Below are 15,907 nucleotides of genomic sequence, written 5' to 3'. Positions count from 1 at the left end.
TTTTTCTCCTTCAGACTCTGGCAGTTTGGGCAAGACGTTTTTTGAACCCGGCAAAGAGGCCGAGAGCCTTGCGTTCGAGCGAGGCCAACAGGGACGGCATGAGCGGCTGGCCTCCTCCACAGACGCACCCGCCGGAACAGGCCATGAATTCGATGAAATGGTACGGCGAATTTCCCGACTTCACCTGATCGCAGATTCCGGCGAATCTTTTGGCGCCGTGCACAACAGCCAGGCGGAGCTCTTTTCCGTTGATGGTTACGGTATATTCCTTGAGTCCATCCAGACCACGAACCTGCTTGAAGTCCCATGAGTCCGGACGCGCTCCGGTAACAGCCTGATATGCAAAACGCAGTGCCGCTTCCATGACGCCGCCGGTCACACCGAAGATGGTGGCTCCGCCTGTGGATTCTCCCATCAGGCTGTCACGCTCGCCGTCCGGAAGAGCAGCGAAATCAATGCCCGATTTGCGGATCAGGTAGGCCAGTTCACGGGTTGTCAGGGTGGCATCAATATCCTGTTGCCCGCTGGCTTTGAGTTCCGGACGCAATCCCTCGTATTTTTTTGCGATACACGGCATGATCGAGACGGTGTAAATGTCTTTGGGGGCATACTGCATCCGCTGCGCGCCATATGTTTTTGCCAGAGCGCCGTTCATGCCGATGGGGGATTTGCAGGAAGAAAAATGCGGCAGCAGTTCCGGATAGAATGTTTCGGCATATTTTTGCCAGCCAGGGCAACAGGATGTGAACTGGGGAAGATTTTTTTGCCCTTCCAGGCGTTCCACAAATTCGGAGGCTTCTTCCCATATGGTGACGTCTGCCGCAAATTCCGTGTCCCAACAGTGAGAGAAGCCCAGCGCCTTGAGAGCAGACAGCATTTTTCCTGTGGTTACGGTTCCGACAGGCATGCCAAATGCTTCACCGAGCGCATAGCGTACGGCCGGAGCCGGCATGGCCACGCATTTCACATGGCTGTCCTTGAGCTTTTTTTCCAGTTCGGGAATCCATGAGCGAACCTCGTAGATTGCCATTGAAGGGCAGTGCGTCAGGCACTGCCCGCAGTTGATGCAACTCTCCGGATGCTTGATGACATGCGGATCGAAGGTTTCGCCATAGATGGCCCCGGTGGGGCAGTATTGCTGGCAGGTGTCGCATCCGATGCATTTTTCCTGATCAATTTGCACAAAGTGCAAACTGTCAGGCTGTACCCCCGGTTCGGGCACGTTGAGTTCATACTCCACATGTTCCATGATAACGCGTGCCATTGCTGATCCTCCTTTTGTTCGTCTTCTGGAAGAATGGAATCCTTGTTCAGGGCAACAAGGCTATTCTCTTTGGACTTTCCGGCACTTCGGGGGTGAAATGCCGATTTTTGCCAGTGCCGGTGCATGCTGGCGAGCATCTCGATATGCCGACAGAGCTTCCGGAAAGGGTGCAAGCACCCGTTCCAGAACCCCCCGTACAAAGGCAATGGCGATGCCGTAATTGGTTACAGGAACACCGGACTCCTGTGCTTCCCGCAACCGGAAGAGCATCTGCCTGCGCGTGATGGCGCAGCCTCCGCAATGAACAATGAGATCCCATTGGCTCAGGTTTTTGCCGTTGGCCTTGCCCGCGCACATGCCGATACGCAGCATGCCTCCGGCCTGCGCTTGCAGAAGTCGGGGAATTTTGACACGCCCGATGTCGTCTTTGTGAGGGTGATGCGAACAGGATTCCATCATGAGCACGCCGGATCCGGGCCGGAGACTGCCGATAGCTGCGGCTCCGGCGGCCAGTGTGGGCAGATCGCCCTTGAGCCGGGCCATAAGAATGGAAAATGTCGTGAGGGGGACGGAGGGCGGCGTTTCGGCGACAACCTGACCGACTGCCTGCGAATCGCATATGACCAGATCCGGCGTATTTTTCAGAGCGCAGAAGGCCGTCTTCAAATCTTTTTCTGTGGTCACAAGGCAAAGCCCCCGCCCGTCCAGAACATCGCGGACAGTTTGTACCTGGGGCAGGATGAGTCGCCCCTTGGGGGCTCCCTGGTCAAGGGGAACAACCAGAACGGCCAGCCCGTTTTTGGGGAGGAGATTCCCCACCAGGCGTGTTTCGTGCAAAAGCGCATCCTGGGCGTAGAGGGCCAGTTTGTCGCCAACGGCATCCAGTCCCTGCCCTGTTTTGGTGGAAAGGGGCACTCCTGTGAGCCCGTTGGGCAGGCTGTCGGCTTCTGCGGGGAAGATGTCTGCCTTGTTCATGATCACAAAAAAGGGGATGCCCTGACTCTTGAGCATTGTTGCGATCCACTGTTCGCAATTTCCCCACAGGGCGCCTTCAGTCACGATCAGGGCGACATCCATTCGGGGCAGGGCTGCAAGGGCGCGTTCCATACGCTGCGCGCCCAGATCTCCGCTGTCGTCCAGCCCTGGAGTGTCCACAAGCACAACAGGCCCCAACTGCGCCAGTTCCAGTGTTTTTTCCACAGGATCTGTGGTTGTTCCCGGAGTGTCGGAAACAATGGAAACCGCTTGGCGTGTCAGCGCGTTGAGCAATGAGGACTTGCCGACGTTCCGGCGTCCAAAGATGCCAATGTGCAGCCTGAGGGCTTTAGGCGTGTCCAGCATATTCCTCCTTTTGCGGCAGGGAATGTGTGTACCCGGCGGATTCGATGACCTGTCGGACTTCTTCCATGCCGATATGGCGCTTGTTGTCATACAGGCGGTACTCTTGCCGGTATGCTTGAGGGGTAAAGCCCGGCATGAGCACGTTTCCGCCCGCGAGCAGCCCTTCCCGCTGCCCTTGCACAGGGTTGAGGGTCGCCAGAGCCGTGGTGGCGGGCAAATTGGCCCAAGGGAGGGCAATGCGGAGCGTTGCCATGACCCGCAGGGACAGACGGGCGGATCCACTGGCCTCATGCCCCAGCGGAGTATCGGCCTGGGGGATGAATGGGCCTGCTCCGCACATGTCCACGCGGAGAGATCTGGCCAGCAGGATATCGTCTGCGAGACTTTCCGGTTTTTGCCCCGGAAGGCCCACCATAAAGCCGGATCCAACCTCGTACCCCAGCTTTCGCAGCGCATGCAGGGCCTCAACCCTCTGTTGCAGGGAGCGCCCCGGATGCAGGGATGTGTAGAGTGCGGGGTCTGCCGTTTCGTGTTTCAGGAGAAAGCGGGACGCACCGGCTTCTTTCCACAGGGCATAGGAAGACGCCGGGTGTTCGCCGACGCTGAGGGCAAGGGCCGTTGTGGGCAGGCGAAAACGAAGGGCGTCCACGATGCGGGCAAGCCGTTGTGGATTGTCATGAACCTCGCCCGACTGGAGAACAATGGTGTCTGCCCCAAGATTTGCGGCGTATTCTGCAGCTTCAAGGATATCTTTTTCTGCAAGGTGATAGCGGCGTGGCGCGGTATTGGCTGCGCGCAGCCCGCAATAGCGGCAGTTGCGCTCGCAGTGGTTCGAGAACTCAATCAGAGCGCGAACGAAAACATGCCTTCCCTTTTCGCGCCGACGCACCGCGTCTGCACGGGCGCAAAGCTCCGCATAGGGCGTTTCAAACAGCAGTTTGAGAATATCTTCCCGGCGCATGCCGCCTCCCGCGAACAGGTGTCAAAACCGGAAGTCCCGCTGCCCGCTTGCGATTTTTTTCAAACGATCGGCGGCAATGCGCCTGACCTTTGCGCTCGGAATATTGGCCAGTTCTTTCATGATCAATGCAGAACCGGCATGCCGTGTCTGCTCCGGGGCATAATCTTCCAGATATTCTTTCAGGGTCATCAGCGCATTGGGATGACAGCAGTCGGCAATTTTTCCGCTTTTGGAAAGCGCCATGAACCGGTCGCCCGTTCTGCCCTCCCGATAGCAGGCTGTACAAAAGCTCGGAATGAACCCGAGATCCAGAAGCCATCTGACGATTTCGTCAAGAGTTCTGTTGTCGCTGATGTCAAACTGGGCCGAATTTTCTGCTCCGGATTCTTGCGAGGCATAGCCGCCGACACTGGTTTTTGATGCGCCGCTGATCTGGGATGCTCCGAGCCGGAGAACTTCTTCGCGGACAGCCTGACTTTCGCGGGTCGAGATGATCATTCCCGCGTAGGGAACAGCAAGGCGCAGACAGGCGCAGATTTTGGCAAAGGTTGCATCGTCGATGCCGTTATCGAAGGCAGAGGAGTCAATATTGTCGGCTTTTTTCACTCTGGGGACGCTTATGGTATGGGGGCCGATGCCGTGCACGGCTTCGAGGTGCTCGGCGTGCATCAACAGTGCGGCGAATTCGTAGGCATGCTTTTCGAGACCAAACAGGACACCAATGCCCACGTCATCAATGCCTCCCTGCATGGCCCTGTCCATGGCTTCGGTATGGTAGGCGTAATCGTGTTTTGGCCCCTGCGGATGAAGCCTTTCGTAACTTCCCTTGTGATATGTTTCCTGAAACAGAATGTATGTTCCGATTTCAGCCTCTTTCAGTTTTTTGTAGTTGTCGACGGTTGTTGCTGCAATGTTGACATTTACTCTGCGAATGCTCCCGTTTTTGTGTTTGACTCCGTATATTGTTTTGATGCTTTCCAGAATATATTCCACAGGGTTGTTTATGGGGTCCTCTCCCGATTCTATGACTATGCGTTTGTGCCCCATGTCTTGAAGGGCCATTACTTCTTTTGCGATGTCTTCCTGTGTCAGTTTCTTTCTTTTCATGTTTTTGTTTTTTGTGTGATATGGGCAATACATACAACTGTTTATGCAGTAGTTTGACAGATAAAGAGGTGCAAACATGACAACACGATTTCCGTAGATGTCATTTTTTATTTTTTCCGCGACAGCGTATATTTTTTGTATTCTTTCTGTATCTGTACAGGATAGAAGGAGAGATGCCTCACGGTGCGAAAGGCCTTTTTTTTCTTTTGATTTTTCAATGAGTTCGTCTATCAGGGAAAGATTGTTTCTGTTTTTGCTGGCATAATCGATGGATGCCATGATTTCATTGTGGCATATGAATTCTTCTGCGTGCAATGATGACGGATTGTACATGGTGTTCTGTCCTTGGCTGCGCTGCCCTGTCAGGGTTTCCCGGGAAGGAGGCGGGCGCTGTTTTTATAACACCTTTCAAAAAATCGTGTTACCAGAGAAAAAATTTTTTTATGCATTTTTTTGTGGGGCAGACAAGCAAGATTTCTGCATGTGCTTTGGGGGTGCGTACGGAATATTTCCGTGGCGTCTGCCGCTGGCGGCAAACGCCACGGTGCAGGCTCCGTGCATGCATCAAAACCGGTATATGAAGCTCAGATTCACGTTCCAGAGGTCTTCGGTGCTGTTGGCGTGTCTGCGCACGCCGCCTCTGTCCGTAAAGCCTCCCCACACTCCCGATGACTGGTCGAGCCACAGGGCAATGTAGTTGGCCTCCACCAGCAGCCGCAGGTTTTCGTAGATCTGGTACTGTGACATGAGGCCCACTTCAAGCGCGCGGTCTTTGTCTGTCAGGTAGAGGCCGTAGTAGTCGGCACTGTTGAAGTCCGTTCCATAAGGGCGCACGATGTTGTGCCGGGACGGCGCTCCCTTGATGTATCTGACCATGCCGGAGCTGTTGGTGCCCTGATAATAGTTGACATGCAGCGTGTGCTTGAGGCGGTCAAGAACGCTGAAATCGCGCAGGCGGAGGCCAAGCCCCCATGTTCCGGCCAATGTGGAGCCGAGCGCGGCATCGCGCCCCAGCGTCCATGTGCCCAGAGTGGCAATGGTGGCAAGGCCGCTGGTGCTTTCATTGTTTTTTTCGATATTGGGCAGCCGCTCCGAGCCGTTGGCCGGATCGTCGTCATCGCCGCTGCTGTACCAGCCGTAGATGCCGGGCGTGCCCCAGTCAAATTTGTACTCCGCCAGCAGGGCCGCGTACCAGCCGTGGCGGTTGAGCGCGTTCTCGCCGGTATTGACCGTCCCGTAGTTGAAGCTCCAGGCCAGCCGGAAAGGGTCTGCGGCGGTGAGTTCGCCGGTCAGCCCCGCCCAGAATGCCGTGGCAAAGGCAAAGACATTTTCCCTGCCGTCGTTGGCGTAGGCCGAGGGAGAAAGGCCAAGGCCGTAATCTGTGCCCGTGCCCTCGGCATTTCCATAATACCAGGAGGCAGTGTTTGTGCGGTTGTGCGTGCGGAAGGCATTGGCGCCAAAAGCGCCGACCATGGCCCACGGCGTCAGGCGAAAGCCTTCAAAACGCAGGGGCAGCGTCAGGCCGAACAGGTCCGCGTTGTCAAGGTAGTTGGCCCGGGCGGCGTTGGCATTCCCGTCCCAGTTGTCGTTGAAAAGGCGCGCCCAGAAAGCCGCAAGGGAAACATGCTCGTTGAAGGGTACGGACAGACTGATGCCCGCCGTATCGGCATCAAAGACCTGGGAGGCTTCTGTCACAAAGTCCGGCAGGAAGATGCGCTGGATGCCCATACGGGTGCGGATGCTGGTTGTGGGCAATGTCCAGTCCAGATAGCTGTGCTTGATTTTGACGATGGTACTGTCCGCTCCCAGGGCTCCGCCCCGGTTGGCGCGCCCCCACTGTATGGTGCCGATCTCGAAGTTTACGGTACCGGAAAGGTTTTCGGACGCCACAGCTTCCAGTTGCAGGCGCACGCGGTTTTTGGCCTCGAACCGGTCTTCGTTCCAGCGGCCCCAGCCTTGCTGATTCCTGCCATTGCGGTTCTTTTTGACAAAATTGCCGCCATCGCCGTATTCAAACATGGTTACCCACACGCCCTTGATTTTGAACTCCACAGCCCCGGCCGTGGCGGGCAGACAGCACAGGCCGCAGAGCGCTGCTGCTGCCAGCAGCGTTTTTGCCTTTTTTGCGGGTGACCAGAAATGTGTTGTGCCCATGCGCTCCTCCTGAAAAATGTGTGGCACTTTTTGAAAATTTGTATTACTGTGGAAGTCAGTAGCACGATATTTATATTTTTGTCACGAACAAAAGTGCTCTCCGCAAAACAAGGAGGAAGCTGGCATGCATAAAATTTTTCTGACGGGTCTGGCCGCGTGTATCTGCGCGCTGGCCCTTGCCGTGTGGGGCGAAGCCGCGCCCAGGTCGGAGCTGGTCTATGCCAGCACAAAGGACATCCGCGACATCAACCCGCATTTGTACGGCGGCGAAATGGCTGCGCAGGGCATGGTCTTCGAGCCTCTGGTCATGAACACCAAAGACGGCATCAAGCCCTGGCTGGCGGAAAGCTGGGAAATTTCCGGAGACGGCAAGGTCTATACCTTCCATCTCCGCAAGGGGGTGGTGTTTACAGACGGCTTTCCGTTCAACGCCGAAGCCGTCAAGAGGAACATTGACGCCATCATTGCCAATCGCGTCCGGCATGCCTGGCTGGACATGATCAACGAAATCGACCGGACCGAAGCCGTGGACGAGCATACCTTCCGGCTCACGCTCAAGCATCCGTATTACCCGACGCTCATCGAACTGGGTCTGCTGCGTCCTTTCCGCTTCATCTCGCCCAGGTGCTTTGTGGACGGGCAGACAAAGAACGGCGTTTCCGGCCTTGCGGGGACCGGCCCGTGGGTGCTTGCCGAGCACAAGCCCAACCAGTACGCCCTGTTTGCGGCCAATCCCTCCTATTGGGGAGAAAAGCCCAAACTCTCCGCCGTGCGCTGGAAAGTCATGCCCGACCACCAGGCCATTTTGCTTTCTCTGCAAAAAGGGGAAGTGGATCTGATTTTCGGGGCTGACGGCGATATGGTGAACCTGGACAGTTTTGACGCCCTGCGCCGCCAGGGCAAGTATGTGACCGCCATCAGCCAGCCCATCGCATCGCGGGCAATCCTGCTCAATGCCCACCAGCCGTTCACCGGGGAGCGGGCAGTCCGGATCGCCCTGCAACATGCCGTGGACAAGGAAGGGATCATACAGGGTGTGCTCAATGGCTCGGAAACAGTGGCAGACACCCTCATGGCGCCTGACGTGCAGTATTGCGACATTCCGCTGGAAAAACGCGCCTATGATCCGGAAAAGGCGGCAGCGCTGCTGGACGCGGCGGGCTGGATATTGGGCAAGGACGGCTGGCGCTCCAAGAACGGCCAGAAAGCGTCCGTGCGCCTGTACTACAATTCCAACAATGCCCAGGAGCGCACCATCAGCGAATTCATGCAGGGCAATCTGAAAAAGATCGGCGTGGAAATGAAAATCATCGGCGAGGAAAAGCAGGCATTTCTTGATCGCCAGAAAACAGGCGATTTCGAACTGCAATACTCCCTGTCATGGGGGACGCCCTATGACCCGCAGTCCTATCTTTCCTCCTGGCGTGTTCCGGCCCACGGCGACTATCAGGCGCAGGTGGGCATGGAGCGCAAGGAATGGCTGGACAAAACCGTCACCGCGCTCATGACGGAGCCGGATGAAGCCCGGCGGCGTGAGACCTACAAGGAGGTGCTCACGTATATTCATGACGAGGGCGTCTACATTCCCCTGTCGTATTCGCGCACCAAGGCTGTGCACGTCAGCGATCTCAAGGGAGTGGAGTTCGGTCTGTCGCAGTATGAAATTCCCTTTGAAAACATGCATTTCTGATTATTGTGCCTGCCCCCGCCGGAACGTGCTTCCGGCGGGGAACAAGGAACCGGCATGAGTATCCGGACGTACATCCTGCGCAGGCTGCTGGGGCTGGCGCCCCTGCTGCTGGCCATTTCCTTCTTTTCCTTTGTGATCATCCAGTTGAGCCCCAGCGATCCGGCGGAAGTGGTCATTCGCGTCAATGCCCTGCGCACTTCGCCGGAACTGATCGCAGAGGTCAGAAAGGAAATGGGGCTGGACAGGCCTTTTCTGGAGCGCTACCTGACGTGGCTTGGCAATGCCGTGCAGGGCGACCTCGGCAAACGGTATGTGGACGGCAAGCCCGTATCGGAAGAAATGCTCAAGGCCCTGCCGCCCACACTGCTGCTGGCGGCAGTGGCGGCGGTGCTCATGCTGGCATGCAGCATTGCGGCGGCCCTTGTGGGCGTATGCTTTGAGGGGCGCTGGCCCGATCTGCTGCTGCGGGGCCTTGTTTTTCTCGGCACGTCCGTGCCCGCGTTCTGGGCGGGGCTGCTGCTTGTCTGGCTGTTTGCCGTGCACCTTGACCTTCTGCCCACCGGCGGACTTTCCGGCCCCCTTTCCCTGATTCTTCCCGCATGCACGCTGGCCCTGCCCTATATTTCCACCTATGCGCGCCTGCTGCGCAACAGCATGGTGCAGACCAAACAGCAGAATTTTGTCCTCTACGCCAAGGCCTGCGGCCGCAGCCGCGGGGCTGTGCTGCGCCATATCTTCCGCAATTCGCTGCAATCCACCCTCACGGGCCTGGGCATGAGCCTGCCCAAGCTGGTGGCCGGAACCTTTGTGGCAGAGTGCATTTTTGCCTGGCCCGGCCTTGGCCGACTGTGCGTCACCGCCATCTTCAACCGCGATTTTCCCGTCATTCAGGCCTATGTACTGCTCATGGCAGTGCTGTTTGCGCTCTGCAACCTGTGCATGGATATTTGCGCCGCTCTGGTGGATCCGCGCCTGCGGGAACGGGGGGTCCGGTGAGATTCTGGCGAAGCCTGAAACAGGACAGGCCCGGTATGGCCTGCCTGTGTTTTCTGGTGCTTGTGGCGTTGGCCGGGCTACTGGCGCCGCTTGTTGCGCCCCATGATCCCGTGGATATCAATGTGCGGAACAAGTTTGCCCCGTACAGTTGGGAGCATTGGCTGGGCACGGATCACCTTGGCCGGGATATTCTTTCACGCCTGATTTTCGGGGTACGCGCCTCGCTGGGCTTTTCCCTGCTGACCATGGGAGTGACCGTGAGCATCGGCATGGTGCTGGGAATGCTGGCGGGCTTTTTGCGCGGCAGGGTGGAAAGCGCTCTCATGCGTTTGTGCGATGTGATGATGTCCTTTCCCAGCGAGGTCATGATTCTCGCCATTGTGGGCATGCTGGGGCCGGGTCTGGAAAATGTGGTTCTGGCCTGCGTCATTGCCAAATGGCCGTGGTATACGCGCATGATCCGCACAGTGACGCGCCAGTATGCGGACATGAACCATATCCGCTTTGCGCGGGTGGCCGGTTACGGCACATTCCATATCATACGGAAGCACCTGCTGCCCTGCGCTGCCGGGGAAATCGTTGTGCTGGCCACGCTGGATACCGGAGCCGTGATCCTCATGATTTCGGCCCTGTCCTTTCTTGGCCTTGGTGTGCAGCCGCCCACACCCGAATGGGGCATGATGCTGGGTGAGGCCAAGGACATCATGATCCTGTATCCCCGGCAGATGCTGCCGCCAGGCATCACCATCCTGCTGGTGGTGGCCGCGTTCAACTTTTTTGGCGACAGCCTGCGGGATGCCCTGGACCCCTGGCACCATCCCGCAAAAGAGGGGGCGCTGTGAGCTCTCGGGAAACGCCGTCTGTTCTCATGGAGAACGTGCGCATTGTGCACACGGATTCGGGCAAGCCCATTGTCAGCGGCATCAGCTTTGCGCTGGACAGAGGCCGCTGCCTTGGTATCGTGGGCGAAAGCGGCAGCGGCAAGACCCTTGTCTGCCGCGCCCTGCTGGGCCTGTTGCCTCCGGCGCTCCATGCCGAAGGCATGATCCGCTTCGAGGGGATTGATGTGCCGGGATTGTCTTTTGCAGAAGCCCGGCATCTGCGGGGAACGGGCATGGGAGCCGTTTTGCAGCAGGCCATGACGGCCTTTGACCCGCTCTACACCATCGGCGCGCAGATCACGGAAACCCTGCGGGAAAAAATGCGCCTGACAAAGGCAGAGGCGGACCAACGGGCACGCGCCAGCCTGCAAAAAGTAAATCTGCCGGAAAGCGTGATGAAGAGCTATCCGCACCAGTTGTCCGGGGGAATGCTGCAACGCTGCATGATTGCCGTTACCTTGGGCCTGCGCTCCCGCCTTGTTGTGGCCGATGAGCCTGTCACGGCGCTGGACGCCCGCAACCAGCATGACGTGTTGCAGCGTTTCCGGCAGTTGCGGGAGGAGCATCAGGCCACGCTGATCTTTGTTTCCCACGATCTGGGCGCAGTGCAGATGCTGGCCGATTCCGTGCTGGTCATGTGCCGGGGGCGCTGTGTGGAGGCCGGGGACGCGCATGCCGTGTTCAACTCTCCGCGCCATCCGTACACGCAGTATCTTGTCAGCACCCGCCTCGCCCTGACGCGCGGTTTTTACCGCATGCTTGGAGGCCACCATGCCCGTGCCTGACGCTGCTCCTTTTCTTGCGGTCAGAAATCTCTGCAAAAGCTATCCGGAGCGAAGCCAGTTCGGCTGGCGCAGGCGCATGCGGCCCGTGCTCCAGGATATCAGTTTTTCCCTGCGGCGCGGGGAAGTGCTTGGGCTGCTGGGCGAAAGCGGCAGCGGCAAGAGCACGCTGTCGCGGTGCATCCTGGGGCTGGAAGAGCCTGACAGCGGGGAAATCCTGTTTGAAGGACAGGCCGCGCACCGCTGGCGCGCGACGCATGTCGGCAAGTGCAGCGTTGTTTTTCAGGACTATGTGACTTCGGTCAATCCCGCGTTTTGCGTGCGGGATATCATTGCCGAAGGGCTTCGCGGCCGGGGTACCGATGCTGTGCCTTCGCTTCTGGAGCGCGTGCAACTGTCCCCCGATCTGGCCGAAAGACTGCCGCACCAGTTGAGCGGCGGGCAGGTGCAGCGCGTATGCATTGCGCGGGCGCTGGCCTCAAAACCCGCGTTTCTCGTGTTTGACGAGGCCCTCAGTTCACTGGACGTGTCCGTTCAGACGCAGGTTCTGGAGCTCTTGCGTGATATCAGGGGAGAGATGAGTTATCTGTTCATCACGCACGATATTCAGGTGGCAGCCCTGCTGTGCGACAGGCTCCTCCTGCTGCACAACGGAAAGCTTGAGGATACGGTGGATTTGTCTTGCGGGGATGCACTGTCTTCGCCGTACCTGCGTGATCTTGTTGATTCTGCGGTGGTCTTTTCTTCAGAGTATGCCGCAAAGGATGCCGCAAAATATGTCACAGACGCGGTATCTTGGGAGAGCCGCACATGAAAGCCTCTTCGGGAAGCGCCGCAGTCACGGTGTCCTGTCCGTCGGAGCCTTGTGGCAAGGGGCTTCTCCGGCGCATTCACGGGTACTGGTCGCAGCGTGCCGAAAAATTCGGCCGCATGCGCCGGGAAGAACTGCGCGGCGACAAAATGCGCCTCTGGAGCGAGGAGATTGTTCCCTATCTGCCTGTCTCCCGTGACGGCGCCCCGCCGCGTGTGCTGGATGTGGGCACGGGCACGGGTTTTTTCGCCGTGCTGCTGGCGCAGGCTGCTGGCTGCAAGGTGACCGGCATCGACCTTTGCCCCGACATGCTGCTTGAAGCCAAATGCCTTGCCCGTGAATGCCGCTGCCACGCGCATTTTTTGCAGATGGACGCTACGGTGCTGGACTTTGCGGATGCCTCCTTTGACTGCCTGGTCGCGCGCAACCTGACGTGGACTCTGCTCCGGCCGGAAAAGGCGTATGCCGAGTGGTTGCGGGTGCTGCGTCCCGGCGGGGTGCTGCTCAATTTTGATGCAGACTATGGCTCTGTGGACTTTACCGCGTTTCCCCGCGCACGGGGAAGGCATGCGCACGCGGATATGGATGCGGCCCTTCTACAGGAGGGAGAGGAAATACGGCGATGCCTGCCCCTGAGCGGCGAAAAGCGGCCGGAATGGGATGTGGGGGCTTTGCGCAGGGCAGGTTTTTCTTCTGTTGTACACGACAGCGCGCTCAGCGAGCGCGTGTACGTTGTGCGGGACGGCCTCTACAATCCTGTGCCCATGTTTGCCCTGCGGGCCGTAAAATGACGGATGCGCGGCCGGGCAGCAGGGACCGCAGGCGTCGGGCAACCTCTTCGGTCACCAGGGCAATCTACACGGCGTTGCCTTCCAGATATTCCACCACGCAGCCCACAACGGGGCAGCGCACACACTCCGACATGCCGTCTCCTTGACTGCCGCTGTGCGCGGCAGTGCTGAAAAGGGGACTTTCCTCCATTTTTCCCCTTCTGGCAAGTCTTGGGCAGGCCGGAGCGTGTGGCAGGACAGCTTCTCTGGTTACATGCGCAAAGCTTTCTGTACGCTTGAAAAAGAGTCCGTTGCCTGCCGTAACGCTTCAATCAATATATGTTACCGGATTTCCTGTAATTTTTCGTTCAGAACGGTTGGGCAGACCGTCTTTGGTATCCGGTTTTCCGACAACCATTGAAGCGCAAATCGTCTCATCAGCCGCCAGGCCCAATTTCATCATATACTCTCTGGCAGCAGCGTCCTCGTCCAACCAGCGCAACTGATTTACCCAGCAACTGCCAAGATCAAGGTCATTGGCTGCCAGCAGCATGTTTTCGACAGCGCAGGCACAATCAGCCATGGCATTGCCATAGCCAATTTTATTGGCCGCTACAATGAGGATCGGGGCATTGAAATGAAAGGCAGAATGTCCCTTTTTTGAGGCAGAAATCGCTGCTTGCAGCGCTTTGCACATATCTGGCCGGATTTCCATTTTGGCAAAACTTTCGCGCACGAGTGTTGCCAGTTCTCTCAGCACCTGCTGGTTCCGGATCACCAAAAAGTGCGTGGTCTGACTGTTTCCTCCACAAGGCGCTACGCGCCCAGCCGCGAGAATTTTTTCGAGTTTGTCGTCCTCAACGGCTTCCGGCCTGTACTTGCGGGTGCTGCGTCTTGTTCTGATGGCTTCATGTGTATTCATGCTTTTTCCTCAATCCTCCCCCGGCAGCCGGGTGTACCGGCTGCCGGACGAGAAGCGGATAGCCGCGCGGGCTAGACCTTGGCCGCAGTGCGCAGATCGGCCACGGCGTCGGTGGCTTCCCAGGTGAATTCGGGCAGTTCGCGCCCGAAGTGACCGTAGCAGGAGGTCTTCTGGTAGATGGGGCGCTTGAGATCCAGCCGTTTGGTGATGAAGTAGGGCCGCAGGTCAAAAACCTCCCTGACCGCCCTTGTCAGCACATCATCGGGGATTTCCCCGCTGCCCCGTGAAGACACGAGCACGCTGACCGGCTGGGCCACGCCGATGCAATAGGCGATCTGCACTTCGCAGACGGGCGCAAGCCCGGCGGCCACCACGTTTTTGGCAATATAGCGGCCCATGTACGCGCCGGAGCGGTCAACCTTGGAGGGATCCTTGCCGGAAAACGCGCCGCCGCCGTGGTGTCCGCTGCCGCCGTATGTGTCCTGAATGATCTTGCGCCCGGTGAGGCCGCAGTCGCCCATGGGGCCGCCCACCACAAAACGCCCGGTGGTGTTGATGAAGATTTCGCAGTCTTTTTCCGAAAAATAGCCCGAAGGTTCCAGCACAGGGCGGATAACGTGCTTTTTCACGGCTTCGGCCACATCGGCCTGTCTGGCGCTGGCGGCATGCTGGGTGGAAACAACCACGTTGTTGATGCGCACGGGCTTGCCGTCCTGATATTCAAAAGACACCTGTGTCTTGCCGTCAGGGCGGAAAAAGTCCACCACGCCGTCCTTGCGCACCTTGCTCAAACGCTGCGAAAGCTGGTGCGCCCAGTAGACGGGTGCGGGCATGAGCGTGGAGGTTTCGTTGCAGGCATAGCCGAACATCATGCCCTGGTCGCCCGCGCCCTGATCTTCGGGATTGGCGCGCAGCACCCCCTGGGCAATGTCCGGAGACTGGTGGCCGATGGCGTTGATGACAGCGCAGGTCTGCCAGTCAAAGCCCATTTCCGAGCTGTTGTAGCCGATATTTTTGATGGTTTCGCGCACCACATGGGGCAGGTCGGCATAGCCGCGGGTGGTGATTTCTCCGGCGATGACGGCCATGCCGGTGGTCACCAGGGTTTCGCAGGCCACATGGGCGTCAGGGTCCTGCGCCAGCAGCACGTCCAGAACAGCATCGGAAATCTGGTCAGCCACCTTGTCGGGGTGCCCCTCGGTGACAGATTCGGAAGTGAAGAAGTATTTTCCCTTGGGTTGCATGAGTTCTCCTTACGGATGCAGCAGGATGTTGTCGAGGAGCCGGGCCTTGCCCAGACGCACGGCGCAGGCCATGAGCGCGGGACCGGCAATGCCTTCGAGAGGTTCCAGGGATTCGGGGTGCACAACGCTCAAATAGTCCAGCCTGCCCAGGGGCAGATGTTCCGCCCAGTGCCCGAGAACGGCCTCGCGCAGCAGGGCGGCGCTGGTTTCGCCTTTCTCCGCCAGCGTGCGGGCATGGAGCAGGCCACGGCGGATTTCCGGAGCCTGCGCGCGTTCTTCCGGGGTCATGTAAACATTGCGTGAGGAGAGCGCCAGGCCGTCGGTCTCCCGCCCGGTGGGGCAGGTCTCAATGCGCACGGGCACATTGAGGTCACGCACCATGCGCCGGATGATGGCCTGCTGCTGCCAGTCCTTTTCGCCAAAAACAGCCACATCCGCGCCGGTGAGCAGAAAAAGCTTGAGCACCACCGTGCAGACCCCGCGAAAATGCACCGGCCGGGACAGGCCGCACAGGTTTTTGGCAAGTTCCGGCACTTCGACCCAGGTCGCATGATCCGGAGCATACATGGACTGCGGCTCCGGCACGAACAGAACGTCCGCCCCGTGCTTGCGGGCAATGGCCGCATCGCGCTCAAGGTCGCGGGGATAGGCGGCGAGGTCTTCCCCCGGCCCGAACTGCGTGGGATTGACAAAAAGGCTGACCACCATGCGCTGCGCCAGAGCGCGGCCGCGCTCCATGAGGCTTTCGTGTCCGGCATGGTAATAGCCCATGGTGGGCACCAGCGAAATGCTTTCACCGGCAGCGCGCCATGCCCGGCATTGGGCCGCCAGTTCCTGTGGAGTAGATAATATCTGCATATCAAGGTATTGTGATATGGTTACGGAAGCCTATTTATACGCGCAGAAAAAGTTCTTGTAAAGAGAGGGAATTTTTTATGCCCCGGCATCGCGCCGGCATCCGCGCAACCGGTTCTTTGCAATTAC

Annotated in this window: 15 protein-coding genes; 6 read left to right on the top strand and 9 right to left on the bottom strand. The window is 58.4% G+C overall.

Going from position 1 to position 15,907, the window contains the following annotated elements:
- Nucleotides 1-10: 10 nt before the first annotated feature.
- From EII23_RS01125 to EII23_RS01105, 5 genes are all read right to left on the bottom strand, one after another.
- Nucleotides 11-1,264, bottom strand: coding sequence for a [FeFe] hydrogenase, group A (locus EII23_RS01125; protein ID WP_124791266.1), 1,254 nt, complete (start codon nt 1,262-1,264; stop codon nt 11-13).
- 60 nt (nt 1,265-1,324) lie between these two features.
- Nucleotides 1,325-2,605, bottom strand: coding sequence for a [FeFe] hydrogenase H-cluster maturation GTPase HydF (hydF, locus tag EII23_RS01120; protein ID WP_124791264.1), 1,281 nt, complete (start codon nt 2,603-2,605; stop codon nt 1,325-1,327).
- Nucleotides 2,589-3,566 carry a [FeFe] hydrogenase H-cluster radical SAM maturase HydE gene (gene hydE, locus EII23_RS01115; RefSeq protein WP_124791262.1) on the bottom strand — a complete coding sequence of 326 codons (978 nt, stop codon included), beginning with the start codon at nt 3,564-3,566 and terminating at the stop codon, nt 2,589-2,591. Before hydE ends, hydF begins: the two co-directional genes overlap by 17 nt.
- Nucleotides 3,567-3,587: 21 nt before the next feature.
- Nucleotides 3,588-5,006, bottom strand: a complete 1,419-nt coding sequence (gene hydG, locus EII23_RS01110) for a [FeFe] hydrogenase H-cluster radical SAM maturase HydG (protein ID WP_124791260.1) — start codon at nt 5,004-5,006, stop codon at nt 3,588-3,590.
- Between the two features lie 231 nt (nt 5,007-5,237).
- Nucleotides 5,238-6,827, bottom strand: coding sequence for an outer membrane homotrimeric porin (locus EII23_RS01105; protein WP_185702264.1), 1,590 nt, complete (start codon nt 6,825-6,827; stop codon nt 5,238-5,240).
- Between the two features lie 124 nt (nt 6,828-6,951).
- Between EII23_RS01105 and nikA the strand changes: the two genes are divergently transcribed.
- From nikA to EII23_RS01075, 6 genes are read left to right on the top strand one after another with little or no spacing between them, the layout of a single operon-like run.
- Nucleotides 6,952-8,517: a nickel ABC transporter substrate-binding protein gene (nikA, locus tag EII23_RS01100; RefSeq protein WP_124791258.1), complete on the top strand. Its 1,566-nt coding sequence runs from the start codon at nt 6,952-6,954 to the stop codon at nt 8,515-8,517.
- A 54-nt stretch (nt 8,518-8,571) separates the two neighbouring features.
- Nucleotides 8,572-9,513, top strand: coding sequence for a nickel/cobalt ABC transporter permease (gene opp1B / locus EII23_RS01095; protein ID WP_221620351.1), 942 nt, complete (start codon nt 8,572-8,574; stop codon nt 9,511-9,513).
- Nucleotides 9,510-10,355 carry a nickel/cobalt ABC transporter permease gene (gene opp1C, locus EII23_RS01090; protein WP_124791256.1) on the top strand — a complete coding sequence of 282 codons (846 nt, stop codon included), beginning with the start codon at nt 9,510-9,512 and terminating at the stop codon, nt 10,353-10,355. Before opp1B ends, opp1C begins: the two co-directional genes overlap by 4 nt.
- The gene (locus tag EII23_RS01085) at nt 10,352-11,179 is read left to right on the top strand and encodes an ABC transporter ATP-binding protein (protein ID WP_260424540.1); all 828 of its coding nucleotides are present in this window, start codon (nt 10,352-10,354) and stop codon (nt 11,177-11,179) included. Before opp1C ends, EII23_RS01085 begins: the two co-directional genes overlap by 4 nt.
- Nucleotides 11,166-11,990 carry an ABC transporter ATP-binding protein gene (locus EII23_RS01080; RefSeq protein WP_124791254.1) on the top strand — a complete coding sequence of 275 codons (825 nt, stop codon included), beginning with the start codon at nt 11,166-11,168 and terminating at the stop codon, nt 11,988-11,990. The genes EII23_RS01085 and EII23_RS01080 overlap by 14 nt, the downstream gene beginning before the upstream one ends.
- The gene (locus EII23_RS01075) at nt 11,987-12,778 is read left to right on the top strand and encodes a class I SAM-dependent methyltransferase (protein WP_124791252.1); all 792 of its coding nucleotides are present in this window, start codon (nt 11,987-11,989) and stop codon (nt 12,776-12,778) included. The genes EII23_RS01080 and EII23_RS01075 overlap by 4 nt, the downstream gene beginning before the upstream one ends.
- Nucleotides 12,779-12,842: 64 nt before the next feature.
- Here the strand turns inward: EII23_RS01075 and EII23_RS13315 are convergent, their stop codons facing one another.
- The 4 genes from EII23_RS13315 to panC form a co-directional block, all read right to left on the bottom strand.
- Nucleotides 12,843-12,968, bottom strand: a complete 126-nt coding sequence (locus tag EII23_RS13315; protein WP_260424539.1) for a hypothetical protein — start codon at nt 12,966-12,968, stop codon at nt 12,843-12,845.
- A 117-nt stretch (nt 12,969-13,085) separates the two neighbouring features.
- Entirely contained in the window at nt 13,086-13,679 is a 594-nt protein-coding gene (locus EII23_RS01070; protein ID WP_124791250.1) for a nitroreductase family protein, read from the bottom strand.
- Nucleotides 13,680-13,750: 71 nt separating this feature from the next.
- Nucleotides 13,751-14,923 carry a methionine adenosyltransferase gene (gene metK / locus EII23_RS01065; protein WP_124791248.1) on the bottom strand — a complete coding sequence of 391 codons (1,173 nt, stop codon included), beginning with the start codon at nt 14,921-14,923 and terminating at the stop codon, nt 13,751-13,753.
- 9 nt (nt 14,924-14,932) lie between these two features.
- Complete coding sequence (gene panC, locus EII23_RS01060; RefSeq protein ID WP_124791246.1) at nt 14,933-15,781, bottom strand: pantoate--beta-alanine ligase; 849 nt, start codon at nt 15,779-15,781, stop codon at nt 14,933-14,935.
- Nucleotides 15,782-15,907 lie beyond the last annotated feature (126 nt).

The sequence above is a fragment of the Desulfovibrio sp. OH1186_COT-070 genome (genome assembly GCF_003860215.1).
In the GTDB taxonomy this organism is placed as follows: Bacteria; Desulfobacterota; Desulfovibrionia; order Desulfovibrionales; family Desulfovibrionaceae; genus Desulfovibrio.
The sequence above is the reverse complement of the archived record's forward strand: the minus strand, read 5'-3'. Positions and strand labels throughout refer to the sequence as shown.